Origin of the sequence: Peribacillus deserti (genome assembly GCF_002863585.1) — a bacterium.
GTDB lineage: Bacteria > Bacillota > Bacilli > Bacillales > DSM-1321 > Paraperibacillus > Paraperibacillus deserti_A.
Map to the genome: position 1 here is coordinate 54,282 of NZ_PGUY01000037.1, position 25,474 is coordinate 79,755.

The 25,474-nt window shown below is 41.5% G+C and carries 20 protein-coding genes and 1 pseudogene; 16 read left to right on the forward strand and 5 right to left on the reverse strand.

The window, feature by feature from the left end; all coding sequences use genetic code 11:
- Window positions 1-71 precede the first annotated feature (71 nt).
- The 3 genes from CUU66_RS12060 (at window position 72) to CUU66_RS12070 (ending at window position 2,635) form a co-directional block, all read left to right on the forward strand.
- Window positions 72-611 carry a sigma-70 family RNA polymerase sigma factor gene (locus tag CUU66_RS12060; RefSeq protein ID WP_101642465.1) on the forward strand — a complete coding sequence of 180 codons (540 nt, stop codon included), beginning with the start codon at window positions 72-74 and terminating at the stop codon, window positions 609-611.
- Window positions 604-2,016: a DUF4179 domain-containing protein gene (locus tag CUU66_RS12065; RefSeq protein ID WP_180955264.1), complete on the forward strand. Its 1,413-nt coding sequence runs from the start codon at window positions 604-606 to the stop codon at window positions 2,014-2,016. Before CUU66_RS12060 ends, CUU66_RS12065 begins: the two co-directional genes overlap by 8 nt.
- A 187-nt stretch (window positions 2,017-2,203) precedes the next feature.
- Complete coding sequence (locus CUU66_RS12070; RefSeq protein WP_101642470.1) at window positions 2,204-2,635, forward strand: ASCH domain-containing protein; 432 nt, start codon at window positions 2,204-2,206, stop codon at window positions 2,633-2,635.
- A 688-nt stretch (window positions 2,636-3,323) separates the two neighbouring features.
- On the opposite strand, the gene CUU66_RS12075 is transcribed toward CUU66_RS12070, so the two are convergent.
- The 3 genes from CUU66_RS12075 to CUU66_RS12085 form a co-directional block, all read right to left on the reverse strand.
- Complete coding sequence (locus CUU66_RS12075) at window positions 3,324-4,622, reverse strand: ABC transporter substrate-binding protein (protein WP_101642473.1); 1,299 nt, start codon at window positions 4,620-4,622, stop codon at window positions 3,324-3,326.
- 91 nt (window positions 4,623-4,713) lie between these two features.
- Entirely contained in the window at window positions 4,714-5,541 is an 828-nt protein-coding gene (locus tag CUU66_RS12080) for a carbohydrate ABC transporter permease (protein WP_101642476.1), read from the reverse strand.
- Window positions 5,541-6,503, reverse strand: a complete 963-nt coding sequence (locus tag CUU66_RS12085) for a carbohydrate ABC transporter permease (RefSeq protein WP_101642478.1) — start codon at window positions 6,501-6,503, stop codon at window positions 5,541-5,543. Before CUU66_RS12085 ends, CUU66_RS12080 begins: the two co-directional genes overlap by 1 nt.
- Window positions 6,504-6,685: 182 nt before the next feature.
- On the opposite strand from CUU66_RS12085, the gene CUU66_RS12090 reads away from it, so the two are divergent.
- From CUU66_RS12090 to gtfA, 10 genes and pseudogenes are all read left to right on the forward strand, one after another.
- The gene (locus tag CUU66_RS12090) at window positions 6,686-8,485 is read left to right on the forward strand and encodes a sensor histidine kinase (RefSeq protein WP_101642481.1); all 1,800 of its coding nucleotides are present in this window, start codon (window positions 6,686-6,688) and stop codon (window positions 8,483-8,485) included.
- 12 nt (window positions 8,486-8,497) lie between these two features.
- A complete protein-coding gene (locus tag CUU66_RS12095; protein WP_257967982.1) occupies window positions 8,498-10,072 on the forward strand; it encodes a response regulator in 1,575 nt (524 codons plus the stop codon).
- 930 nt (window positions 10,073-11,002) lie between these two features.
- Window positions 11,003-11,725, forward strand: coding sequence for a ThuA domain-containing protein (locus CUU66_RS12100; RefSeq protein ID WP_101642487.1), 723 nt, complete (start codon window positions 11,003-11,005; stop codon window positions 11,723-11,725).
- An 11-nt stretch (window positions 11,726-11,736) separates the two neighbouring features.
- Window positions 11,737-12,771 carry a Gfo/Idh/MocA family protein gene (locus CUU66_RS12105; RefSeq protein WP_101642489.1) on the forward strand — a complete coding sequence of 345 codons (1,035 nt, stop codon included), beginning with the start codon at window positions 11,737-11,739 and terminating at the stop codon, window positions 12,769-12,771.
- Between the two features lie 17 nt (window positions 12,772-12,788).
- Window positions 12,789-13,806, forward strand: a pseudogene (locus CUU66_RS12110) (Gfo/Idh/MocA family protein).
- 2 nt (window positions 13,807-13,808) lie between these two features.
- Window positions 13,809-14,777 carry a sugar phosphate isomerase/epimerase family protein gene (locus CUU66_RS12115; RefSeq protein WP_101642491.1) on the forward strand — a complete coding sequence of 323 codons (969 nt, stop codon included), beginning with the start codon at window positions 13,809-13,811 and terminating at the stop codon, window positions 14,775-14,777.
- 38 nt (window positions 14,778-14,815) lie between these two features.
- On the forward strand, window positions 14,816-16,486 hold the full coding sequence (locus tag CUU66_RS12120; RefSeq protein ID WP_101642493.1) for a glycoside hydrolase family 13 protein: 1,671 nt from the start codon (window positions 14,816-14,818) through the stop codon (window positions 16,484-16,486).
- A 50-nt stretch (window positions 16,487-16,536) separates the two neighbouring features.
- Window positions 16,537-16,668 carry a hypothetical protein gene (locus CUU66_RS24860; protein WP_257967980.1) on the forward strand — a complete coding sequence of 44 codons (132 nt, stop codon included), beginning with the start codon at window positions 16,537-16,539 and terminating at the stop codon, window positions 16,666-16,668.
- A gap of 152 nt (window positions 16,669-16,820) precedes the next feature.
- The gene (locus CUU66_RS12125) at window positions 16,821-17,777 is read left to right on the forward strand and encodes a carbohydrate kinase family protein (RefSeq protein ID WP_101642494.1); all 957 of its coding nucleotides are present in this window, start codon (window positions 16,821-16,823) and stop codon (window positions 17,775-17,777) included.
- A 16-nt stretch (window positions 17,778-17,793) separates the two neighbouring features.
- A complete protein-coding gene (gene gtfA / locus CUU66_RS12130; RefSeq protein WP_101642496.1) occupies window positions 17,794-19,263 on the forward strand; it encodes a sucrose phosphorylase in 1,470 nt (489 codons plus the stop codon).
- 189 nt (window positions 19,264-19,452) lie between these two features.
- Here the strand turns inward: gtfA and CUU66_RS12135 are convergent, their stop codons facing one another.
- Both CUU66_RS12135 and CUU66_RS12140 read right to left on the reverse strand, forming a co-directional pair.
- Window positions 19,453-20,304, reverse strand: a complete 852-nt coding sequence (locus CUU66_RS12135) for an MFS transporter (protein ID WP_257967981.1) — start codon at window positions 20,302-20,304, stop codon at window positions 19,453-19,455.
- Window positions 20,305-20,526: 222 nt separating this feature from the next.
- Complete coding sequence (locus CUU66_RS12140; protein WP_101642497.1) at window positions 20,527-21,354, reverse strand: DegV family protein; 828 nt, start codon at window positions 21,352-21,354, stop codon at window positions 20,527-20,529.
- Window positions 21,355-21,870: 516 nt separating this feature from the next.
- Between CUU66_RS12140 and CUU66_RS12145 the strand changes: the two genes are divergently transcribed.
- Genes CUU66_RS12145 through CUU66_RS12155 form a run of 3 tightly spaced genes read left to right on the forward strand, consistent with a single transcriptional unit; the run spans window position 21,871 to window position 25,419 of the window.
- A complete protein-coding gene (locus CUU66_RS12145; RefSeq protein WP_101642499.1) occupies window positions 21,871-22,248 on the forward strand; it encodes a MerR family transcriptional regulator in 378 nt (125 codons plus the stop codon).
- Window positions 22,241-23,746: a class I adenylate-forming enzyme family protein gene (locus tag CUU66_RS12150; RefSeq protein ID WP_101642500.1), complete on the forward strand. Its 1,506-nt coding sequence runs from the start codon at window positions 22,241-22,243 to the stop codon at window positions 23,744-23,746. Before CUU66_RS12145 ends, CUU66_RS12150 begins: the two co-directional genes overlap by 8 nt.
- Window positions 23,746-25,419: an acyl-CoA dehydrogenase family protein gene (locus CUU66_RS12155; protein ID WP_374702993.1), complete on the forward strand. Its 1,674-nt coding sequence runs from the start codon at window positions 23,746-23,748 to the stop codon at window positions 25,417-25,419. The genes CUU66_RS12150 and CUU66_RS12155 overlap by 1 nt, the downstream gene beginning before the upstream one ends.
- Window positions 25,420-25,474 lie beyond the last annotated feature (55 nt).

Genomic DNA, 25,474 nt, shown 5'->3' on the forward strand with positions numbered 1-25,474 from the left:
ACAAAAGTTTTAATTCTTTGAAACTTTTAGTGGAGCTGTAATCCACTAATAGGTGAAGGGGGTTGAAAGATATGGATAGCAAAGAACATCAAAAATTAGTAAAAAAAGCTGCCAAAGGCAGCAATAAAGCTTTTGAACAACTGATAAAGCGTCACTACGAGCAAATATACAGGACCGCATACTTGTATGTTCAAAATGAAGAAGATGCCTTGGATGTAGTCCAGGAGGCAGCCTATCAGGCATACAGGTCCATTCATTCACTAAAACAACCTGAGTATTTTATGACCTGGTTGACCAGAATTGTCATTCGCTGTTCCACCAGCGTAATCAAGAATAAGAAAAATGTGGTTCCATTAACGGAGGATATATTGTCTAACTTAGAAGCACCTGCGGAATACAGCAAGGAAGAGTCCGTCCAGCTTTTAAAAGCTATTGGAGGGCTTAAGGAAACTTATCGAACTGCAATTATACTATTCTATTACTATGACTATCCGATAAAAACCATTAGTGATGTGATGGAGATACCAGAGGGAACTGTCAAAACATATTTAAGCAGGGGAAAAGCCGCATTAAAAAAGTTTTATAATGGGGAGGAACAAAACTATGGATAACAAGGACTTAAAACTGGCCATCGAACAAATAGAGGTGCCAAAAGAAAAGGTGTTAAAGGCAATCGAAAGTGGTCTGAATAAAGCCGGCGGTATTGAATCCTCTCCTGTTAAAAAGAAAACAATGGTCAGTACTATTGCTGCAGCCGCAGTACTTGGAATCACATTCTCGTCGGGTTTTGTTAACCCAACTATGAATGGAGTATTGGCGAAAACCCCGTTAATTGGCGGGATCTTTCAAAAGTTTGAAGATTCAATGGGCGTGGAGCTGTCGAAGCAGAACCTCGTTACAGAACTAAATCAATCCGTAACAAGAAATGGTCTAACGGTCAAACTCGACAGTGCTTATTTTGACGGTGAAGTTGTTTCAATTACTGGTCGAGTAGAAGGAGATGTTGACAAGGGCCATAACGAAAAAGGGGAAATCAGTTTTGACATGAATTTTGAGAATCATAAAGGGGATAATGATCCCTGGTTGAATGGAAAGTCTACAGAAATTAGGAAAGCCGAAAACGGGTATATGTTTCTGTGGAAGATGGTATATCCTTTTAAGACGTTTAAGGAGAATTTCACTCTGCCAGTGACGATCCATAATATAAATGGAATCAAGGGCGAGTGGGAATTTGTGATTCCTGTTAACCAAGAGAACCTAAGCAGACTTACTGTAAACCAGGAAAAAAGCTATGCAGAAGAAGGAATCAAGATAGGAATAAAAGATATTTTAGTTGCAAAAGCGTCTTCGGCCTTAATCTATGAAACTGTTTTTAAGAATGAAGATGAGGTGTATCTTGAGAAAGCAATCGATGATAAAGGGAATGTATACCATTTTGGGAACTCAACCATTCTCTCAAAATCAAAAGAGGACGGTTTCCATGAGATAGTGCGGAGTAAAATGACTAAAGTACATCCTGATATATCATCGCTTACTTTCTATCCTTCGCTACACATCGCCGACCCCAAAGCAGTACAAATATTAGACAGAAAAACGTTCACTCTAAACAGCAAACGGACTAGTCTATCACTTAGGATAAATGATGCATGGGTCGAAGGGGATAACCTTGTTCTTGATTATCAGTTCCATGGATTCCCGAATGAGTTAAGCAAAGATAAGTTAGATTTGATAAAAAATAATTTAGCCTACGAGTTTATGTTAGTCGATAAAGATTATGTTGACACAATAGATCCGGAAAACCCTGTTCCACCCGAAAGTCATATCATATCCCGAAACAAGGTAACAGTTCTCAACGAAAAAACGTCTCATTATCAATCGGTATTCAAGCTTAATGGAGAACAAAGAATTGACCATTTTAAGATGGAGAATACAGTATTGCAATTTGATTTTTCAAGCTTTATAGAAAACAAAAAGATAGCGCCCTTTTCTGTTAAAATTCCAAGGCAAAATAAGTAAATTTGCTGCCAGTGCTACAGCCAATGGTATTAATAAATGACAGCTGCCCGATGTATCGGGGAGTTGTTTTTTTACAGGGTATGTTTTAGGAGATTTGTTTTACTTCCATTCAACCTACATTTGGTATAGTTTTTTTCATCCATGGGAAGTCTATAATAATTAATACATTGATGCTGGAGGTTTTATTTTGAAAGTACTGTCGATGATCCAGCCTTGGGCAAGTTTGTTTGTCATTGGCGAAGCCAAATATGAAACAAGGACATGGAGAACTAAATATCGAGGTCCTCTTGCCATTCATACGAGTAAAAAAGTAGATAAGCCCGCATGCAGACTGGATGGAGTCGAAGCGCTATTAAATAAGCATGGTTATACAGTGGATAACCTGCCGACTGGAATGATAATCGGAGTCTGTACACTGCAAAACTGTATAAGAGTAGTTGAAAACAACGGCACCTGGGCTGTATTAGAAGATGGGCGGATTATTTCTGGTAATGACTTATTTTTAGGGGATTATAGCGTTGGGGGGTATGTATGGGAAATTGAAGATATGCGGCAGCTGGACGAATATATCCCTGCAAAAGGACAGCTTGGGCTGTGGGAATATAATGGAGAGATCTAACTGTAAATCAATAGGAAGAGGATCCGGCAAAACTTAAAGGCTCTTCCACAGCGGCAGAGCCTTCAGCTTGCCAAACTATCCGCGCTGCGGCAGTGGGTTAAGAGTTCCCCGTCGAAGAAAAGAACTGGTTTAAGGAACATGTGGTTTGCTGCAAGCATGTAAAGGAATTGTCTTTCTGATGAGTGTACAAGACTATGTGGATTAACACTATTTTTTGTTAAAATTATAGATTTAGAGGACCTTTTGCGTATTTCTATTTGCAGCTATGTCAAAAAGTGCGTGCATGTAAGAGGTTTTTACCAGATTGGCAGAATTTTTAACAGCCTGTGAATGGTTTATGCTTAACTTTATGGAGTTTATGCTTAACTTTATGGAGTTTATGCTTATGTTTTGGAGGTTTACGCTTAGGTTTTAATGTTTTATGCTTGTCTTTTCAAGGTTTATGCTTATCTCTAATTACCCAATGCGTATGTTTTCTGCTTTATGCTTAATCTGGAGCCTTTATGCTTATGTTTCAAGGCTTATGCTTATCTGACCGGGAAGAACACAAATATAATTGCAATAGCTGGATCCGGCCGCTCCACTTGCTGAAAACACGATTCATTGATAGCGCCAAAAACATATCGGTACAGCCGAAAAGAAAAAGCCGCCGAAACTTTGCCGGCGGCCCTCCTAAATCAAGGGTGTATTATTTCTTAAATTTAGCCCACGTTGTATCCAATGCTTTAAGTGCTTCTTCTTTAGAAGATTTCCCTGCTACATAAGATTGAAGGGCTGCTCCGAATTCCTGTCCAGCTCCATCCGGATATTTCATGAACTGCCACTGATACGCTTTGCCTTCTTCAGAATACTTAAGAAGGTCTGCACCTAGAGGGCCGATATCTTCAGCTTTTGCTTCAATGTTTTTGAATGCAGGGATATACTTGAATTCTTTTGTCAACGCTGTTTTGCCTTCTTCAGATGTTACCATCCAGTTCAAGAAGTCTTTAGCTGCTTTTTTATCAGCTTCAGGAGCTTTGTTGTAAATTACCCAGTTACTTGGTACATCGATCATTAATTTGTCTGATTGTGCAGGATCATCGCTAAGAGGCATTGGGATGAATCCGACTTCCATGTTAGGAGTGATTTTGTCTAACATCGGCTGAATCCAGTTTCCTTGTTGTACCATTGCAGCCTCGCCAGTTGCAAATAGTGTAACCTGAGTATTGTAATCCGTTGTAATTGGATTTTTGTTGCCATATTTCATTGTAAGGTCCAGTAGTTTGAAGTAGTTGTCGAATTGCTTATTTCCTTCAAATTTAGCCGTACCTTCGTTTAGTCCCTTGATAAACTTGTCTGGATCTTCCTGGTATGCAAGTGGAACGTTCAAACCGTGGTTAGCAAGTACCCACCACTCGCCATAGCCTACAGAGAATGGAGTAATGCCGGCTGCTTTAAGTTTTTTAGCCGCAGCTTCTAGTTCTGAATATGTTTTAGGCAATTCTTTAATGCCTGCTTTTTCAAACAGCTTTTTGTTATAAGCAAATCCGTAGCCTTCCATGTTGAATGGCATTCCATAGACTTTTCCATCGATCGTCATACCATCTAAAGTGCCTTCAAAGGCATCCTTTACCCATGGCTGGTCGGACAAATCTTCAAATTTATCCTTCCATACTTGTGCTGCCTGATCACCATCGTTACCGAAGATATCTGGTGCCTGGTTTGAAGCGAATTTCGCTTTTAGAGCAGAAGAACCATCAGCTCCGCCGCCGACTGTTTCGATATTGAATGTTACATTAGGGTGCTGTTTTGTATACTGTTCTGTCAGCGCTTTCAACTGATCTGCAATTTCAACCTTCCCTTGGAAAATATCAACCACAACTTTGTCGCCTTTACTGCCAGAACCTGATTTTTCGCTGGACGAGCTGTCGCTGGAGCAAGCTGTTAATAGAAGTGAAGCTGAAAGAATCCCTGCTGCTAATGAATATTTATTCTTTTTTGAGACCATTGTTTTTCCCTCCAAGATTTAATATCATTTATTATTTTTCTTTGCCGATGGGCTTTCCCCATCAGCAAAGAATATTCCTTTTAAGCTCTTGTTACTTAATAGAACCACTCGTAATCCCTTTAATGATGTGCTTCTGCATGGAGAAGAAGAAGATCAGTAATGGTATGATGCTAAGGACCAAACCAGCTAACGCCAAATCCCATTGTTTTGTATACTGGCCAAAGAAGAAGAAGGTTGCCATTGGGATCGTTCTCAAGCTGGCATCTTGCAGTACAAGCTGCGGAAGAAGGAAATCATTCCAGATCCACAGACTGTTTAGAATGACTACAGTTACCGTGATTGGTTTTAATAATGGAAATACAATTTTCCAGAATACACCGAATGGAGTGCATCCATCAATAATGGCTGCTTCTTCAAGTTCAACAGGTATGCCTTTAATAAACCCGTGATACAGGAAGATCGTCATCCCGGAACCAAAACCAAGGTACATAATCACAAGTCCCCACACGCTGTTTAAAAGTCCAAGACTGCTGGTGGTTTTGATAAGCGGGATCATGATAGACTGGAACGGAATGACCATGGCAGCTACGAATATCATGAAGATCACATTGCTTATTTTCTTTTTTGTCCGAACCAGCATATAAGCTGCCATCGAACAAAATACGACTAAAACTACGTTACTTGCCACTGTAATGATCAGAGAGTTAGTGAATGCTTTTAGATAGTTTAGTTGTTTGAAAGCATTGATATAATTTTCAAACTGAAGAACTGAAGGCAGTGCAGAGGTGTTGGTTAGAATCTCTGCAAATGTTTTAAGGGAGTTCGAAAATACATAATAGAATGGGACAAGGAAAACCAGGCCAAGTAATATTGCCAGTATTTCGACAGTGAATGTTTTGCCTGTATACTTTTTATCCATTAAGATTCTACCTCCCTTTTCTTAGTAATAGTTACCTGGATGATCGTAATAGCAGCTACAACCAAGAAGAAAATGAGTGCTTTGGCTTCACCAAGTCCGTATCTGTTATTAACGAATGCTTCTGTATAAATGTTAAGCGCTAACATTTCAGTCGATTTAAATGGACCGCCATTTGTAAGCGATAAGTTCACATCGAAAATTTTGAAAGAGGATGAAATGGTTAAAAACAAGCTTATGGTAACCGCGGGAGCAACCATTGGCATTGTAATGTGGCGGAGCACCTGCCATTTGTTTGCGCCGTCAATTTTAGCCGCTTCCACAATATCCTGCGGCACGTTCTGAAGAGCAGCAAGATAAATTAACATGATATAACCGGCTCCCTGCCAAACGCTTACAATTACAATTCCCCAGAAGGCTGTTTTTTCATCTCCAAGCCAAGGTAATTCAAAAAGAGATAATCCAGTAATGCTTCCGATGGATTCAAAGCCTTTGATAAAAATGAACTGCCAGATGAAACCCAGTAAAAGACCGCCGATCAAGTTGGGCATGAAGAACACAGTCCGCAGGATATTCTTTGTTTTAAGCTTTTGCGAAACTAGCAGTGCCAGCCCAAAACCTACTACATTCGTAAGGATGATGGCGACGAGCGTGTATTTAATAGTTAGCAGGAAGGACCGCTGGAATTGCTTGTCCTCGGTAAAGAGGTATTTGAAATTATCTAACCCTACCCATGCTACATTTCCAGTTACCCCGTTCCAATCAGTAAAGGCGTAATAAATTCCTGTAAAGAATGGTATAAGGACGATCACTGCAAAAGCTAAAAACGCAGGTCCCACAAAGAGAGTAAATAACCCAGCTTTTTTAAATTTCCTGTTAGCCTTTAACGAGGCCTTTGTGGAGATTGCAGAGTTCTTATCTTTTATAACAGGTGAATTTGCATTTTCCAGTTTAATATTGTTCATATTGCACCTCCGATACTTTCATTTTAGTGAATTGTGGAATTATTGAAACTGCTTACATTGACCATTAGGGTGGAAAATATTGAACTGAAAATAAAAAATAGTATTCTTATGCTCCATTGAAATCCTTCCTTTATGCTACAATGTGGGAAATGTACGGTTTTTGCCTGAGAGGAGAACTAAAAATGTGGTGGAGCATACGTAAAAAACTTATATTCTTTCTATTAGCAGCAACTGTTCTGCCATTCGGCATTGCCAATGCTTTTACGTATTATCGTACGACAGAGGCGCTCACCCAAAAATTTGTGACCACCAATCACGATGTAATTAAAAATGGGGAAGATGATATTTCAAACTATTTATCGGATTTTTCTTACCTCCCAACCTCCCTCTATTATTACTCGCCATTAATGACCGTTTTAAGGCTTGGCGTCTCAAATGATATAACGAGTAATCAGGAGGAGATTAATAGAATAATGAGCTATCTGTATAATTCCCGCCCTGAAATTGAACAAATGCATTTATATATCCATAAAGGAAAAGACTCCTATACAAACTATCATTCTTCTCTAAGTGCTCGCGGCTACTATGCGAATGTATACGAACATCCCTATTATCGTAATTTAAGCAAAACATCGGATTTTACTTTAATCGAGCCGCCTCATGAAATTTACAGCTATAATAATTTATCAATGATTCCTAATTCTGAAAAAAAAGATGTTATAAGCTTTCATAGTGTCATAAGAGATATACCTGCTCAAACAGAACTGGCCTTTTTATCAATAGATATTGATCTGTCTAAAATAAGGGAAATCGCCGGCCGCTTATATACGGAGGATTCAGAGGACTTTTACCTGATCAATGAAAAAGGGGATGTCGTTTATTCCTCTGATGAACAACTAATTGGAAAAAAGAATAATCAGAAGTGGTTTGAACAGCTTAAACAGGCACCTAAGAAAAATCAGAGTATGGAATGGAAGGATCCTGACTTTTCAGGTGTGATAGTTTATGAAAAGTTTTCGGGCTCTTATAAGGACTGGTATATCGTAAAAAGAATTCCATATGACATCCTTTATCAAAGTGCAAGGCAGACTACATTGATGAATATCATCATTGCCATCATAACGATCGTGTTTGTGGTCCTGGCTACCATGTTTGTGAGCTATAGACTGACTGAACCCATTCAAGTGCTGATTTCTAATATGAAAAGGGTGGAAAACGGAGAATTTAAAGCAGACTTCCATTCTCTTGGAAATGATGAGTTCGGATTGCTTGGCCGGCACTTTAAAATGATGATAGCTAAAATCAATGAGTTAATTGAAAAAGAGTATAAACTCGAAATAGAAAAGAAGTCTACGCAGCTGAGCGTGCTGCAGTCTCAAATTAACCCTCATTTTTTATATAATGCCCTTCAGTCCATAGGTACACTTGCACTCCGGCATAAAGCCGTGCAAGTATACTCTCTGCTTACTTCTTTATCAAAGATGATGAGGTACAGTATAAATATGAAGGAGGATTTCGTTCCTCTCTCCGAGGAGGTTCAGCATGTTAAAGCATATTTAACATTGCAAAAACAGAGGTTTGAAGAACGGTTTGACTATAAACTCTCTATTGAACCTGAAGTGGAATTCATTTTGGTGCCAAAAATGATTCTTCAACCGATTATAGAAAATTGTTTTAAACATGGGTTTGATCAGTTGGACGAGAAGGCATTAATTGAAATAACTATATACAAGCAAAATGAGCGGCTCGGCGTAGTAGTAAAAGACAATGGGACAGGTATTTCGGAAAGTGCAGCAGCACAGATAGAAATGGATTTAATAAACCAAGTTTCTGAGTCAGGCGATTCCATTGGATTAAGAAACATTTTTGAACGTTTGAAAATTTACTATAAAGAGGATGTTTTGTTCCGTATTCAAAGTGCGGAAGGCAGCGGGTTTACGGTTTCTTTTGAAATCCCTCTTTTCCCGGCAGAGGAGGCTTAAGACAAATTGAAAGTGTTAATTGTTGATGATGAGCAGCATGTCCGTGAAGCCATACGGCTGCTGGGTGACTGGGATAGACAAGGAGTTAAAGAAATATATGAAGCAAGCAACGGGGAAGAAGCTACTAACTTAATCAGCAGGCACAAACCTCAGATTATATTCTCGGATATGAAAATGCCTAAAATGGATGGGATTCAGCTCCTGGAATGGATCAAGGATAATCATCCGACAGGGAAAACCATAGTGGTAACAGGTTATGATGATTATCATTATATGAGGAAGGCGATCCATTTTGGCAGTGCGGATTATATCTTAAAGCCAGTAGATCCTGAAGTTTTGAATCAGACTCTGGAACACGCCATTAAGGCATGGGAAAAGGAAGAATTCGAGCGGAAGAAAGATAAAGACAGATATCAATTAATCAATCAGATGAAACCTATATACCGGGACCGGATGTTTACCAAACTTTTGAATAATCATGGATTAGATGAAATGAATTACGAGGAAACTGGACTTCCCGAGTCCTCTGTTTATCAAACTGCTCTTGTAAAAATAAATGAAAAAACGATCAAGAGGTTTGGCGGAGGCCGGGATATCGTCTATTTTACTGTTCTGAATGTGATAAATGAGATAGTCACCGCCAAGAACCGGGGGATAGGATTTCGGTATTTAGCTCATAAAGGAGAAATTGTCATCATTTTTTGGGAAAAGACGGCTGATGTTGAACAGCTGTTAATCGGAATTTATAACACATTGAAAAATGTCTTAGGGATTTCCTGCCCAATCGCCTTGGGAATCCCGGTGGATCATTCGGTTTACTTATTAAAATCTTATCAGAAAGCAAAGGATGTCCTCCTAAGCCAAAATGTAATGGATAAGGAAGCAGTGAGGGTTTATCTTGAGGAAAGGGAGCAGGATGCACCGGAAATAAACCTTCTGTCCCACTCAGCAGCCATTGAGCTGGCTACCCAGGCTGGAGAAATAAACGCATTTGAAGAAGTTTTCGATAATATAACAAGGGATTTCCGTGAAAGGTCCTTTTTATCATGGAATCAATTGATACAGTTTGAAAAGGAATATTTGGTAATAAGTCACCGTTTTTTCACCAAATATAATATTCCTTACTCCCTATCTGAAGAAAATGAAAAAAGGATCGATCTGTTTTTTGATGAAAATGGAACCTTTATGCTTGAGGATTATATAGAAAGAAGAAAAAGGGAAATTTCCCTTATGCTGAGAGTGGCCAAAAGGCACTCCCGCAAGAGGAAGTCAAATATCCTTTCCGACATAGAACAGTATCTGCAGGCAAATTTTTATCGAGACGTAAAGTTACAGGAAATTGCCGACCATTTTTATTTAAGCAGGGAATATATCTCGAGAAAATTTAAACAGGAATTTAATGAAAACATTTCTGACTACATCGTCAAGATTAGAATAAATAAGGCTAAGTCCTTATTAAAAAACAGCCAATTGAAAATATACGAAATAGCCAATATGATCGGCTACCAGGACGATAAGTACTTTCGGAAAGTATTCAAAAAAGTGGCAGGAATAACCCCTAATGAGTACAGATCATCACATATGTGAGACAGCTAGTTTATCTTGGCACCACGTTTCTGTAGTGAGGGACTTTTGCAGTGACCCGGGTACAGCGTGATTCGCCCATGATTCGCCCAGCCTGGGTCAGAAATGATACAAAGTCTGCTTAGGGTTTCATTAAGCTGGAGCCGCCGCAGGCGGCTCTTTATTTACTCACATTCATTCTTGAAGAAGGGAGTCCCGTTCAGCAGTATCTGCATGAATTTTTTGAAGGAGGCATACAAGCTCATAGATAAGCAAAAATGGGAAGAAGCAAAAAGACATGAGAATAAGCATAAAGCCGGCGACATAAGCATAAATCCAGAAAAATAAGCGTTAAGGCTGTTAGATAAGCATAAAGCAGGAAACATAAGCATAGGCCAGTAAGGGATAAGCATAATACATGAAAAGATAAGCATAAAACCATGAAATCGAAGCATAAAACTTCAAAATATAAGCATAAAACACCAAAAGTTAAGCATAAGATCCTCTTTTTATACCAATAACCACCAAGTTTGTTAAAATCCCCTTCTTTCACACACCAGTTTAAATAAAAACCTTAGATAAATTTAATAAAGTATCCGGCTAAATCTATTATTCTAGATAATATATTGGATTTTCCCCCGAATGATGCTGAAACCTCTAAATTACGTCATATTTGTCCCTGCTCTACCTTGAGAACCTTGGAACCCTTTTATTCTTCAAAATGAGCTTTCCCGAACTAGTAAAACGACAGTTCAATAAGGAGCAAAAAACTGGTTAACATGAAAGTCTATCTATGATGCAAGGAAACTTAACTAAAAGATATGAGTTTTCTCTCATATCTTATTTGATATATTAGTTCAATATATTCCACCCTATGTGTCAATGTAAGCAGTTTCATTAATTTCTCCTTTCTCTAAAATAATAGGTAGTGAACCTTAAAAAGGAGTGTTTTTAATGTTGAAAGTAACAGTATGGAACGAAAATCGTCATGAGCAGAAGAATCCAGTGGTAAGGGATCTTTATCCTAATGGTATTCATGGAGCTATTGCAGAGTTCCTTGAGGCGGAAGGCTTGCAGACTGGAACTGCTACGCTTGACGAGCCTGAGCATGGCTTAACGGATGAGGTCCTTGCTTCTACTGATGTGCTTGTGTGGTGGGGGCACCTGGCACACGAAGAGGTAGAAGATCGTATTGTCGAGAAGGTTCGCCAGCGGGTTCTTGATGGAATGGGGCTGATCGTGCTTCATTCCGGACATTTTTCAAAAATCTTTAAGGTACTGATGGGCACAAGCTGCGATCTGAAGTGGCGAGAAGCCGATGAAAAGGAAAGGCTGTGGGTGGTAAGCCCAAGTCATCCGATAACAGAGGGAATCTCGGAATATATTGAATTGGAAAAAGAAGAAATGTATGGGGAGCACTTCGACATCCCTCAGCCGGACGAACTGATTTTTACCAGCTGGTTCGAAGGCGGGGAAGTATTCCGGAGCGGGTGTACCTATACACGCGGGAACGGGAAAGTATTTTACTTCAGACCAGGCCACGAAACATATCCTACTTACCATAATAAACAAATTCAGCGTGTGATCAGCAACGCTGTCAAATGGGCAAAGCCTGTAAAAAGAGAGAGACCTGTATATGGAAATGCAAAACCATTAGAAGAAATAAAAGCGAAATAGGAGGGAAAACAATGGAAAAGGTACGAGTAGGTGTCATTGGATGCGGGAGCATTGCCCAGCATCGCCATTTACCTGAATATAATAGTAACCCAAATGCGGAGATAACAGCAGTCTGTGATATTAATAGCGGGAGGGCGGAAGAGGTGGCTGCGAAATATGGTGCTGCTTCCTACACTAGCTATGAAGAACTCCTGAATAGCGGAAAAGTAGATGTGGTCAGCGTCTGTACACCAAACTATCTCCACGCTCCTATTACGGTTGCAGCATTAGAGGCAGGAGTCCATGTTCTATGTGAAAAACCAATGGCTACTTCATCTGAGGAAGCAGAAGTAATGATTGCTGCAGCTAATAAAAGCGGGAAGAAATTGATGATTGCCCATAATCAGAGATTCGTGCCTTCTCATCAAAAAGCCCGCCAGTTAATCGAAAACGGGGAAATCGGCAGGATCTATAGCTTCCGCACAGCATTCGGCCATGGCGGACCAGAAGGCTGGAGTGTTGAGGGGGAAGACGGATGGTTTTTCCAAAAAGAGAAAGCGTTTGTAGGTGCCATGGGAGATCTTGGTGTACATAAAACAGATCTGCTTCGCTATATTCTTGGGGAAGAAATTGTTGAAGTGGGCTCATTCGTTGAAACCAGTGCAAAAGACTTTGCTGATGTGGACGACAATGCGGTATGCGTACTTAAAACAGAAAGCGGCGTCATTGGTACACTGGCAGCAAGCTGGGCGTATGTGGGCAAAGAAGACAATTCCACTATTATTTATGGTGAAAAGGCAATCCTTCGTTTAGAAGATGATCCTGCATATTCCCTTGTCGTTCAATATGTGAACGGAGAAAGTGTTAAGTATGAGTTAGGAAAAATACAGTCCAATGAGTCTGGCGGGCAAAATAATTCTCATGTAGTTGATAAATTTATTCAGTCCGTCCTTACTAATGAAGAACCGCCTGTGCCAGGGGAAGAAGGGATGAAATCCTTACAGGTGATCCTGGCAGCCCTTGAATCCAATGAATCCAAAAAAATTGTCAGAGTAAAGGCGGAGTAGTTGTGAATTAACTCAAGATAGGAATTATCGGAGTCGGCGGCATTGCCCAAGGACGGCATATTCCGGCTTTTCTTGAACTAAATGAACAATGTACGATAACCGCTGTTTCCGATATTAATTACGAGTGTGCAAAAGAGGCAGCTGCGGCCTTTAATATCCCATATGTATTTGAGAACTGTCAGGACTTATTTGCAGAAGTGGATGCTGTTTGTATTTGTACGTTGAATAAATTCCACGCTGAAATCTCGATTGCTGCACTTGAAGCCGGTATCCATGTATTGTGCGAAAAGCCTATGGCACTTAGTGCAGAAGAGTGCGAAGCGATGCTTGAGGCTTCGAAGAGGCAAAACAGGGTTTTGGCCATAGCGTATCATTATCGATTTATGAAGGAAGCGCAGGCGGCCAAGGCAATCATGCAGGGCGAAGTGGGAAATCCGCTTGTTGCGCGTGTCCAGGCATTAAGACGAAGGAAAGTTCCCGGCTGGGGAGTATTTACAAATAAAGAACTGCAGGGAGGAGGGAGCCTGATTGATTATGGCTGCCACCTTCTGGATTTGGCCTTATGGCTTATGGGCAGCCCGGAGCTGACAGAAGTTCATGGAAGTACTTATAACACACTAAGCAAAATGCCGGACCAAGTGAATCTTTGGGGAGAGTTCGATCATTCCACATTTGAGGTCGATGATCATGTAACGGCTTATATTAAATTTAAAAATGGTGCTTCTATGCTATTTGAGACCTCCTGGTCAGCAAACGTCAAGGATGATCAGGAACATATCAGCATCTCTGGTGACCTGGGAGGCCTGAGTGTGTTTCCTTTGGAGATTTATTCTGTCAAAAACGGCCGGCTGTTCGACACTTCGCCTGCATGGCTTCCTTGTGATGATAACCCTGGACTGCCGCAGGCAAGGAATTTTATAAATGCCTGTCTTGGCAGAGGAATTAGTGGTCAAACCAGAAGAAGCACTCCAGGTTTCGAGAATTATTGACTCTATTTATAAAAGCAGCGGATCATTGCAGCGAGAGGAGATCTAGGTATGAAATTAGGTGTTTTTACAGTATTGTTTGCTGATAAATCGTTTGAAGAAATGCTCGACATTGTTAAAGAGTCGGGACTTCATGCAGTTGAAATCGGAACGGGCTGTTATCCGGGTAACAGCCATTGTGATTTAGATGGCTTACTGGAAAGTGAAGATGCCCGTAAGGAGTATATTGGAAAGATTGAGGACCGTGGTCTGTCAATAAGCGCATTCAGCTGCCATGGAAACCCGATCTCACCTGATCAGGAGTTTGCCCGTGAGTCGCATGAAACGCTTCTTAAAACGATTAAACTTGCTTCCCTTTTGGGAGTAGGGGTCGTTAACTGCTTTTCAGGTACTGCCGGCGACCATGAAGGAGCCAAGCATCCTAACTGGCCGGTTACAGCATGGCCGAACGAATTTGGCGATGTCCTAAAATGGCAGTGGGAAGAGAAGCTGATCCCTTACTGGAAAGAAGTTGGACAGTACGCTAAAGAGCATAAGATAAAGATCGGGCTAGAACTCCATGGGGGGTTCCTCGTCCATACTCCTCATACGCTGTTAAAACTTCGTGAGGCAACATGCGATGCCATTGGAGCCAACTTGGATCCAAGTCACTTATGGTGGCAGGGCATTGATCCGGTAGCAGCCATTAAGATTTTAGGAAAGGCAAATGCCATCCATCATTTCCATGCCAAAGACACGTATATTGATCAGGAAAATGTCAACATGTATGGTCTGACAGATATGCAGCCATATGGCGAAGTAAGGTCCAGAGCATGGACATTCCGCTCTGTAGGCTGCGGCCATGATATGAAGGTATGGTCTGATATGATGAGTGCTCTTAGGACATATGGCTATGATTATGTAGTCAGCATAGAGCATGAGGATCCAATTATGTCGATCCAAGAGGGATTTGCCAGAGCCGTTACGAATCTTAAATCTGTTCTGATTGAAGAAACTCCTTCCCAGATGTGGTGGGTGTAGCAGGATACGTATACAACTAAGATAGAAGGTGTCCAAGTATGAGTAAAAAATGGTGGAAAGAGTGTGTTGCCTACCAGGTCTATCCCCGAAGCTTCATGGACAGTAACGGGGATGGGATCGGTGACCTTAAAGGATTGACTTCTAAACTGGATTATCTGAAAGAGCTGGGAATCGACCTTATCTGGCTATCCCCGATGTTTAAGTCGCCGAATGATGATAACGGCTATGATATTTCCGACTACCAGGATATTATGGAAGAATTCGGTACGATGGAAGACTTTGATGAACTGCTGGAAGAAGTCCACAATCGCGGGATGAAGATGATCCTTGACCTCGTTATCAACCATACCTCTGATGAACATCCATGGTTTATTGAATCACGTTCTTCAAAGGATCATCCAAAGCGGGACTGGTATATTTGGCGCGATGGGAAGAATGGGAAAGAACCGAATAACTGGGAATCCATTTTCAGCGGCCCTGCCTGGAAATATGACAAGGAAACCGACCAGTACTTCATGCATATCTTTTCTGCGAGACAGCCTGACTTGAACTGGGAAAATCCAGAAGTGCGGAATGCTTTGGAAGATATGGTCAACTGGTGGCTGGATAAAGGGATTGACGGTTTCCGTGTAGATGCGATATCACATATTAAGAAAGAGCCGGGATTCCCGGACCTTCCAAACCCGCAAAACTTAGATTATGTTCCTTCATTTGATTACATGATGAATGTGGCTGGTATTGATCAATTTCTAACCGAGTTCTCTAAAAATACCATCAAAAATTATGATGTAATGACAGTGGGCGAGGCAAATGGTGTAGGGCTGGATGACGCGGACAAGTGGGTCGGTGAAGAAAACGGGTATTTTAATATGATCTTCCAATTTGAGTTCTTGGACCTTTGGGATAAGAAGGCAGCAGACCGGGTGGATGTAACTGCGGTTAAGAAGGCATTAACCAAGTGGCAGAACGGTTTGGAAGGAAGAGGCTGGAATGCCTTGTTTATTGAAAACCATGACCAGCCGCGTCGTGTATCCAGCTGGGGAGACGACAAAAAATACTGGAAAGAAAGCGCCAAAATGCTTGCTGCCATGTATTTTCTTATGAAAGGCACTCCGTTCATTTATCAAGGCCAGGAAATAGGGATGACAAATGTCCAATTCCCCTCTATCGACGATTACAACGATGTAGGAATGATTAATTATTATAAGATTGAGAGTGATAAAGGGCGCCCGCATGATGAAATCATGAAGGTTGTCTGGACCCGGGGGCGAGATAATTCGCGTACTCCAATGCAATGGAATTCCTCTAATTTGGGCGGGTTTTCCACCGCTGATAAAGCTTGGATTGGCATCAATCCGAATTACCGTGAAATCAATGTCGAAAATCAATTGCAGGATGAAAGTTCAATCCTGAACTTCTATAAAAAACTGATCAGGTTAAGAAAAGAACATCCGTTATTCGTGTATGGTACGTACCAATTAATATTGGCGAATCATTCTAAGCTGTTCGCCTACACCCGCAGCATGGGGAGTAAGAAGGCACTTATTGTATGCAACTTCCATGGAACATCTACGCGGTTTAAAGTTCCATCTTGGCTGGATTATCGGTCATTTGATCTTGCGGTTGCAAACTACGAAACAGCTAATTCGAAACTGCAAAAGAATATAACACTAAAACCTTATGAAACAAGGGTATATATTTTGAAATAGGCCTAGACTTGGTGCCTGCAATAAAGAATTATAAAACAGGAGTGGAAGGTATGGTCATTCATTTCAACCCTATTGATCAAACATTCCATTTGAAGGCAATGAATTCAAGCTATGTAATGGGGATAATGAAGGACGGATACTTGGTTCATTTGGGGGCGAGAAGCTGGCATTTGCCGGTTTAAGCATACCAGCCGATATTCAAGGTGATTTCCAGAGCTATGTGTGACATTTAAAAGAAGTAGTTTGATAGGGAAGAAGGGAACATGATACATTCAACGGTTCCCTTCTTCCTTTCGTAAATAGGCTTGAGCATAAACTTGCTGGGAGGGATATGATGTTTAAGCTGGATGAAAAAATAGAGTTCGAATATAAAGGAAATGACATCTTAACTGTAGGAGAGCTTCTAATTGACATGATTTCCGCAGAATATGATGAATACTACGAGTCTGGTACGTATCACAGATACTTCGGAGGTTCCCCTTCTAATATAGCAATGAATGTAAAGAAGCTTGGGATTGAATCCCTTGTTGCGTCAGCTGTAGGAAATGACGGTTTAGGAACGTTTTTATTGAACCATCTGCAAAAGGTGGGAGTGGATACAAGCTGTGTTCAGAAGGTGGATTATTCAACCAGCATGGTAGTGGTAACAAAAAGTAAGTCCACCCCGATCCCGATCTTTTATAGGAGTGCGGACTATCACTTAGCTTATACTACACAGCTTGAGAAAGCATTGGTAAACTCCCGGATCGTTCACTTTTCCTGCTGGCCCATTTCTATGGAACCCGTACGGCATACGATTGATAGAGTGATTGAAAAGGCTAAGGAGCATGATATCCTAATCTGTTTTGACCCGAATTACCATCCGATGATCTGGCAGAAAGGCGAGGATGGTGTGGAGTATATTAAGTCTGTCATTGGCAAGGTGGATATCGTAAAGCCTTCTGAGGACGATGCTGAAAGATTGTTTGGAAAAGATACACCCGAAAACCAAATGGAAAAGTTTTTGAAACTTGGTGCAAAACTTGTAATCATGACATTAGGCAAAGATGGCGCACTCATTTCGAATGGTACAGAGACCATTAAGTTGGACACGCTGGCGACAGAGGTAGTGGATACCACGGGGGCAGGAGACGCCTTCTGGTCGGGATTTTATACGGCTCTGATTAAAGGAGGTACAGTAAGACAGGCTTTAACCATGGGGATGGCAGTCAGTGCCTACAAATTGAAATATATGGGCGCAGTAGTGGATTTGCCGAAACTTGAGGATTTACAAGAAATGTATGGATTATAGGGAGGTTTTTTTTGATATGGCAGTTAAAAATCAGGTGCAGCTGATCACGTATCCAGATTCACTGGGCGGCGATTTAAAGACATTGAATAAGATCCTTTTACAACATTTCTCAGATATATTTAAAGGTGGAGTCCATATCCTTCCCCCATTTCCCTCTTCAGGTGACAGAGGCTTTGCTCCACTGACATATTTAGATATTGAGCCACGCTTCGGGACATGGGAGGATATCAGGGCCATTGGAAGTAACTTTGATGTATTGCTGGATCTAATGGTTAATCATATCTCGCAGAAGTCAGCATACTTTCAGGACTTTCTGAAAAAAGGGCGAAAGTCGGAATACGCTGATTTATTTCTTACACTGGACAAGCTCTGGGAAGACGGAGAGCCAGTGCAAGAAGATATAGATAAGATGTTTTTGCGCAGGCCATTGCCTTATTCTACATTTTCGATTGAGGAAACTGGAGAGACGGAGAAAGTATGGACAACATTCGGGAAAACAGACCCATCCGAACAGATCGATCTAGACATCAACTCCGAGAAAGTAAAACAACTGCTTACGGATTTCTTCATGAATTTCAAGGAGCAGAACGTGAAAATCGTACGGCTTGATGCAGTTGGATATGTCATTAAAAAGCTGGGTACAAGCTGTTTCTTCGTTGAGCCGGAAATTTATGAGTTCTTGGACTGGGTGCTGGAACTTGCCAATTCACTGGATATTGAAATTCTTCCTGAAGTGCATGCTCATCATACGATCCAATACAAACTGGCTGAGCATGGCTGCTGGATCTACGATTTTATTCTTCCGTATCGTGTTCTTGATACGATGATTAATAAATCAAGCCATGACCTGCTTCATTATCTTAAGAATCGTCCACATAAACAATTTACCATGCTTGACTGTCATGATGGCATTCCGGTCAAGCCTGACCTGGATGACCTCATTGACACAAAAAAGGCGAGGGAGCTAGTGGATGTTTGTCTTGAAAGAGGGTCGAATCTCAGTCTGATTTTATCCGAGGAGCATAAGGCTGAAGATGGTTTTGATGTTCATCAAATTCGCTGTTCTTATTACTCCGTGCTAAATTGTAATGATGATGCATACTTAGCTGCAAGAGCCATCCAATTCTTCGCACCAGGGATTCCACAAGTGTATTATGTAGGGATGCTGGCAGGAGAAAACGATATTGAAAATGTAAGGAAAACGGGTGAGGGACGTGAAATTAACCGCCATAACTTCACTGTTGAAGAGATAGAACAATCTCTTGAAAAACCAGTTGTACAAAGGCTGATGCAGCTTATAAGATTTAGAAATGATTATGAAGCTTTTAATGGGGAATTTGAAGTATTAGATTCTGACGATGATCAAATTCGTCTATCATGGAAAAAAGATGAGAAGAGGTGTTCTCTGCATATTGACCTTGGTACCTATGAGACCGTTATCAACTTTATCGACGATGATGGAAAGGAAGTACAATACGTTATATAAATATAAAAAAGCTGACTCTGCAAAGGCCGATCTTATCAGCCAATGAGCCAGCTTTTTATGTGTATCAATATTCAGCTTTTATGAAGAGAAGCCAAAGCTCTATCGTATCTGTTGTCAGCCTTCTCAGGTCTTGCCTGTCCAATTTCTTCATACACCCATAGTGCTTTTTCAGGCTGTTCGATTACTTCTTTAACTTCGCTCGGATCCGCGTAATGATCTGCCTGCGGTTTCCTTAACAAACAATGCCACAATGATGATCCCTAAGAAACATATAGCCATTAAATAATACGCTGGAAGCATATTATTTCCAGTCCTGTTAACCAGCCACGCTACAATCAGCGGTGTGGTCCCGCCGAATAGAGAGGCTGCGATATTATACGTCAGGGCAAGGGAACCATAGCGTACTTTTGTGAAAAATAGTGACGGTAAAGTTGCTGGCAAGGAGCCTTGAAGGGAAGAAAGTAAGCATCCAAGGATCAGAAGGCCAAAAAATGCGCCATAAATACTTCCGTTTTGAACCAGCATAAATGCAGGAATACTTAGTACGATTGCACCGATTAAAGAACCTTTGATAATACGGTTTCGGCCGATGCGGTCACTCCAGTAACCCGCTGCCAAAACCAGAGGAATCATAATGATCATCACGATTAAAATGAGAAAGAGTCCCTTCGTTTGGCTATAGCCAAGTTGTTCAGACAAGTAGGATGGCATATACGTGAGAACCATATAGCTCATGGTGTTATAGAAGATAACAATACCCGTGCAAACCAATAAAGGTTTCCAATGATCTCCAAAGATTTCCTTTAAGGATGTTTGTTTTCCTTCATCTATTGATTGATGCATAGCTTCAAATGCCGGTGTTTCATCTAAGTGGTTTCGGAAGTAAAAGCCAATCAACCCAAGTGGAGCGGCAATAAAGAATGGAATCCTCCAGCCCCAATCTACCATTGCTTGATCCCCAATCACGAAGGTAAGCAATGTCACCAAACCGGCTCCGGCAATATAGCCTACCAGCGTACCAACCTCTAACCCGCTGGCCATGAACGTACGCTTCTTATCCTGTAAAAAATTGCAACTAGTAAGAAAAGTGTGACGTAGTGTTAAGATACCCACGGTGTTATGGCTGTCGAAACGAAGGGTTTTCACCTTTTTTCTACAATATTTCCCGAGAAATACAAAAAAGGGACAAAAAAAGCCCTATTTTACATAGAGCTTACTTGCATAGTTATTGAATTAGTTTTAGGAATCCCTTCATGACAATTACTAGAAGGAGAGGATCATACCGTTTTTGCCTGCATATGTTCCCATCGTGGCCCCCATGTAATGAACAATCACTTCTTTCGGCTGGAATTGATGGATCAATTCTTGTTTAAGGTCTTCAGCATCTTGCTCATTCCCGGTATGGGTGATGCCAAAGGTGGTTTGGGAAAAATCACTTCCCTTTTCCTGAATGATTTCCAGGACTCTTTTTTGAAACTTCTTCTTCCCTCGTATCTTATCGGAGATTTCCACTTTCCCTCCTTCTACTCTCTCTAAAATGACTTTGATATTCAAGATTTTAGCTATTGATCCTTGGAACTTGCTGAGCCGGCCGCCCTTAACGATGTTTTCCAGCGTATCTAAAAGAACAAGAATGGTCATTGATTCTCTGAATTGTGTAAGTTCAGCCACAATTTCATTCATAGTCCTGCCTTGGTCTGCAAGTTCCGCTGCCCGGATAAGCTGCAGTCCATGGCCCAATGAACCGGCCAGTGTATCAAAGACCGTTACGTTCGCCTGGGATAACTCTTTTCCCAGGCATGCTGATTGATATGTGCCGCTTAGGCCGGAAGAAATGGTGAGACACAGGATCTCTGTATCTGTTCCATAGGCAGAAAAAGCATCTGCAAATGAAGCCGGGGAAGGCTGAGATGTCTTAGGGAGCTCGTCCATAGCAAACATCTTAGTAAAGAATTCTTTCGGAGTTAAATCTACTTTTTCATAATAATCCCGGCCATCCATAGTGATTGTTAACGGAACGGCTGTTATATCATATTTTTTCATTAAATCTTCTGGTAAATCTGCCGAACTATCTGTAATGATTTTTATCATTTCTTGCTCACCTCTAGTAATTATTCCTGATATACAAGTATAACAGTATCGGTGCTGATTGGTGGAATGGCAGCACCTTAGCGAATCATTGACACTAGCTCCAGTTGTCAGGAGTTATGTACACATGTAATGGATGCCCTCAGATACTTATAGATCTACGAAAATCCTCTTAAAATTTCTAAAAACCCTCTTAAAATCTGAAAAATCCTCATAAAAACTAGATAACCCTCTTAAATCCCAGAAATTCCTCTTAAACCAGAGAAAACCCCTCTTAAGCCGTTTTTTCTATTCTTTCTGGGCGACTGGCAGCTAAAAAAGCAACATTCAACAGAACACAATATATTTCATTCAGTCCTAACACTAAAACAGTGCTAAGCTCTTTTGTGATTTGAGCAGAAAATGAATCAATAATAAGTAGTTTTCTGTTGAAAAGTAATGTTTGCCTTTTACGTTAACGTCAATGTTAAACTAAAGTTGATACATGAACTCTAACTATATACCTGAGGAGGGCCGTTAATGAAGACAACGAGGGAAGTGGCGCAAATGTTTCAGGTTTCTTCAAGGACATTACGCTATTATGAAGAGCTTGGTCTTCTAAAGCCGGTTCGATCAGAGGTGAATCAACGTCTCTTTTCTAATGCAGATTGTACCAGGCTGAAGCTGATTATCCGTGGAAAGCGGTTTGGTTTTTCGCTGGAGGAAATTAAAGAGATGATTCTGCTTTTTGATAAAGATCGAACAGGGAAAAAACAGCTGGAGCGGACCATAGACTATGGGAGAGAAAAAATCAAGGAGGTGGACGGAAGGATAACAGAGCTCCAGGAGATGAAGGCTGAAATGGAAGAATTGATTGCTCAATTTACTGAAAAATTAGGAGGAAAGCATATTGAATAGTTCTGAGCTGCTGGCAAGGAATGCCCGGAAATATCCTGAAGCTGAAGCTGTTATCGGAATGGGGAAAAGATATTCTTATCGTGCGATGGATTGCTTAGTGAATCAGTTTGGGAATGCACTGCTTAAGAAAGGAATCTCCAGGGGTGACAAGGTGGTTTTGTTTATGCCGAATGTGCCCGAATTTGTAATCGCTTATTTTGCCGTTCAGCGAATCGGAGCCATCATTGTCCCCATCAATGCGAAACTGACACAGCCTGAAGTCGAATACATATTAGATCATTCAGATGCCAAGGCGCTTATTGTCCATCACTTATTATTTGAATCTATTAAAGGACTCGAAGTTCCCCTGCTGCTTATAAAAACGGGCGAGCCTTACGGTTCCGTGTGGGAGGCCTTTGACCATCTGCTTAAGAAAGGAAATGATGCACCAATTTCTTGTACTCTGACTGAAGAGGATGAATCGACGATATTGTATACTTCGGGGACAACCGGCAGGTCAAAAGGTGTTTTATTCCGCTATCGCAGCATTCTGACTGTCGCGCAGATGATCTGTGTGGAAATGGAAATGAAACCGGAAAGCCGCCTCCTGTTAATGATGCCTCTAAGTCATTCTGCACCTCTGCATTTGTTCTTGATGGCCGGTATAGTGACCGGCTCAACTCTAGTATTGACCCCAACTTTTACTCCTGAGCTTTTACTGAATTCCGTTGAACAGGAAAAAACGACTCATTTCTTCGGTGCTCCTGTAGCCTATTTATTAACAGCAAATGATCCTCAGATCAAACAGACAGATTTGTCTTCTATGAAATGGTGGGTGTACGGCGGTGCCCCGTTGTCGCCGGGTGAAGTGAAGTTTGTCCAGGAGTATTTTCAGACCGACAATTTGGTCTGTGTATATGGTTTAACAGAGGCAGGGCCCAGCGGAACACTTTTGCTTGGGAAAGAACATGAGGGCAAAGCAGGCAGTATTGGGCGGCGTGCAGCTCTGCATACAGAAATTAAAATTGTGAACGACCGCGGCGAAGCTGTGCAACCTGGTGAGGTCGGTGAGATCTTGCTTCGAGGCGAGGGCAATATGGCTCGTTATTATAAGGATGAAGAGGCCACAAAAAAGGCGTTCAGCGGCGATTGGCTGTTAACGGGTGATCTTGCAAAGGTGGATGGTGAGGGATACATCTGGGTGGTAGACCGGAAAAAAGATCTGATCATTTCTGGTGGTGTAAATATTTATCCGAAGGAAATTGAGGAAGTTCTCCTTTCTTATCCTTCCATTCAAGAGGCGGCAGTGGTAGGTGTACCGCACAAGGAATGGGGAGAAACGGTAAAGGCCTACTTTTTGGCTAAGGAAAAAGTAAATATGGAAGAGCTTAAAGCATTGTTAACTGAAAACCTGGCATCTTTTAAGATTCCCCGGCTGTACGAGCAGGTGGATATGCTGCCTCGCAATGCCTCGGGTAAAATTTTGAAGCAGCCGCTTCGGGATAGAGGGGATAAATGATGAATCTTCAAAAGGAAAGAAGTGAGCTAGAGGAGCGGAATTTTTATGCTTGTGATGAAACACTGCAGCTGCTGATTAAGGATCATCTGGATGATGAGCTTTTTCAATATACTGATAAGGTTCTTAGTGAATTTGGAAAAAAGTCCGCCGGAGAAATCGATGAGAGGGCCCGCCATACAGACCGCGAAGGACAGCCGCGGCTGGTAAAATACAATAAGATGGGCGACGATATTTCGGAGGTATTGGTAAATGAAGGATATCGGAAAACAGTAGCGGAAACGTATGAAACCGGGATTGTCGGCTATGTTCACAAAGAAATACCGGAACTCGGACGCAAAGGGAATTATACCTACAGTTTTGCGCTTGGCTATGTTCTCTCTCAGTCTGAGCCTGGATTTTATTGTCCAGTCACATTAACTATGGCAACAGCGTATTTACTGGATCATTTCGCAGATGACGCAGTGAAAGAAAAGTTCCTTAAGCACGTCTGCGCAACCGGGGATGTGTCCTTATTTGAAGGGGCGACCTTCCTGACGGAAAGACAGGGAGGGTCAGATGTTGGAGCAAATGTAGTCAAGGCGGTTGAAGAAGGAGGACACTTCCGGCTCTACGGGGAAAAGTATTTTGCCTCGAATGCGGGCATGTGCGGTGTGGCAATGGTGCTTGCACGTATTGAAGGAGCGCCGGCGGGATCAAGGGGTCTGACTCTGTTTGCCGTCCCGTGGCGGAATGATGATGGTTCTTTGAACGGAATCAGCATCCGCCGCCTGAAAGATAAGCTTGGTGTCCGGGCCGTCCCTTCTGGAGAAGTGGAATTTGACGGAGCCAGGGCCTATGTTGTTGGAGATCCTAAAAGAGGATTTTACTATATGATGGAGGCCTTGAATCTCTCTCGTATTTGCAATGCAGCAGCATCGGTTGGAATTATGCAGCGGGCTCTTTTAGAGGCGAAGGAATATGCCAGAAACAGAAAGGCTTTCGGTAAGAGTTTGGCTGAATTTCCGATGGTTCAGGATACGCTTGGAAAACTGACCGCGAAACATGCCGTGGAGCTCGCTGCAATTTTTGATATGATTAAGTTTTATCAACAAGTGACAGACGGAAATGCTTCAGACAGAGAAACCGTCTTAAACCGCCTGTTCATCGCCATTTTGAAAAAAGAAACCGCGGAAATGGCCATCCATTTTTCCCATGAAGCCATAGAGATGCATGGAGGCAACGGTTTTATCGAAGACTTTGTCACACCGAGGCTGCTCCGTGATGCCCAGGTGCTCACTGTCTGGGAAGGAACCGCCAATATTTTGGGGTTGGAGGTGATCCGGCTTGTGAGTAAATTCCAGGCGCACACCCTGTTTATCGATGAAATGAGCAGCCGTCTAGAGAGGCTGCCAGATGGTGATATGAAAGACATAGTAGAAAAAAAGCTGGCAGACCTTTCTGATAAACTTAATATATTTGCAAAGCTGGACAGCGATATGCAGACCTATGAAGCTAAAACTATTGCGAAAGAAATGGCTTATTTATATGAAAGTATCATCTCCCTGCAGATGGCAGAGAAGTATGGTGATAAATATAGTAAACTCGCAGAAATTTTTATTGAAATGACCTGGAATTTGCGGAATATCGGAGATGAAATGAAAACGGTGCGTTATTTTAGTGATGTAGTGATTTAATTCCTCTATTATCAATCATGCGGCTTATTTGACAGCCCAAAGAAATTTGCCCGAG

What these genes read in the sequence shown, in the direction of transcription:
- CUU66_RS12135 (WP_257967981.1), bottom strand. Translation starts at nt 20,304, where the DNA reads ATGGCCAGCGGGTTAGAGGTTGGTACGCTGGTAGGCTATATTGCCGGA.
- gtfA (WP_101642496.1), top strand. Translation starts at nt 17,794, where the DNA reads ATGGCAGTTAAAAATCAGGTGCAGCTGATCACGTATCCAGATTCACTG.
- CUU66_RS12125 (WP_101642494.1), top strand. Translation starts at nt 16,821, where the DNA reads ATGTTTAAGCTGGATGAAAAAATAGAGTTCGAATATAAAGGAAATGAC.
- CUU66_RS12145 (WP_101642499.1), top strand. Translation starts at nt 21,871, where the DNA reads ATGAAGACAACGAGGGAAGTGGCGCAAATGTTTCAGGTTTCTTCAAGG.
- CUU66_RS12085 (WP_101642478.1), bottom strand. Translation starts at nt 6,503, where the DNA reads ATGAACAATATTAAACTGGAAAATGCAAATTCACCTGTTATAAAAGAT.
- CUU66_RS12105 (WP_101642489.1), top strand. Translation starts at nt 11,737, where the DNA reads ATGGAAAAGGTACGAGTAGGTGTCATTGGATGCGGGAGCATTGCCCAG.
- CUU66_RS12060 (WP_101642465.1), top strand. Translation starts at nt 72, where the DNA reads ATGGATAGCAAAGAACATCAAAAATTAGTAAAAAAAGCTGCCAAAGGC.
- CUU66_RS12075 (WP_101642473.1), bottom strand. Translation starts at nt 4,622, where the DNA reads ATGGTCTCAAAAAAGAATAAATATTCATTAGCAGCAGGGATTCTTTCA.
- CUU66_RS12090 (WP_101642481.1), top strand. Translation starts at nt 6,686, where the DNA reads ATGTGGTGGAGCATACGTAAAAAACTTATATTCTTTCTATTAGCAGCA.
- CUU66_RS12155 (WP_374702993.1), top strand. Translation starts at nt 23,746, where the DNA reads ATGAATCTTCAAAAGGAAAGAAGTGAGCTAGAGGAGCGGAATTTTTAT.
- CUU66_RS12065 (WP_180955264.1), top strand. Translation starts at nt 604, where the DNA reads ATGGATAACAAGGACTTAAAACTGGCCATCGAACAAATAGAGGTGCCA.
- CUU66_RS12100 (WP_101642487.1), top strand. Translation starts at nt 11,003, where the DNA reads ATGTTGAAAGTAACAGTATGGAACGAAAATCGTCATGAGCAGAAGAAT.
- CUU66_RS24860 (WP_257967980.1), top strand. Translation starts at nt 16,537, where the DNA reads ATGGTCATTCATTTCAACCCTATTGATCAAACATTCCATTTGAAGGCA.
- CUU66_RS12080 (WP_101642476.1), bottom strand. Translation starts at nt 5,541, where the DNA reads ATGGATAAAAAGTATACAGGCAAAACATTCACTGTCGAAATACTGGCA.
- CUU66_RS12120 (WP_101642493.1), top strand. Translation starts at nt 14,816, where the DNA reads ATGAGTAAAAAATGGTGGAAAGAGTGTGTTGCCTACCAGGTCTATCCC.
- CUU66_RS12115 (WP_101642491.1), top strand. Translation starts at nt 13,809, where the DNA reads ATGAAATTAGGTGTTTTTACAGTATTGTTTGCTGATAAATCGTTTGAA.
- CUU66_RS12140 (WP_101642497.1), bottom strand. Translation starts at nt 21,354, where the DNA reads ATGATAAAAATCATTACAGATAGTTCGGCAGATTTACCAGAAGATTTA.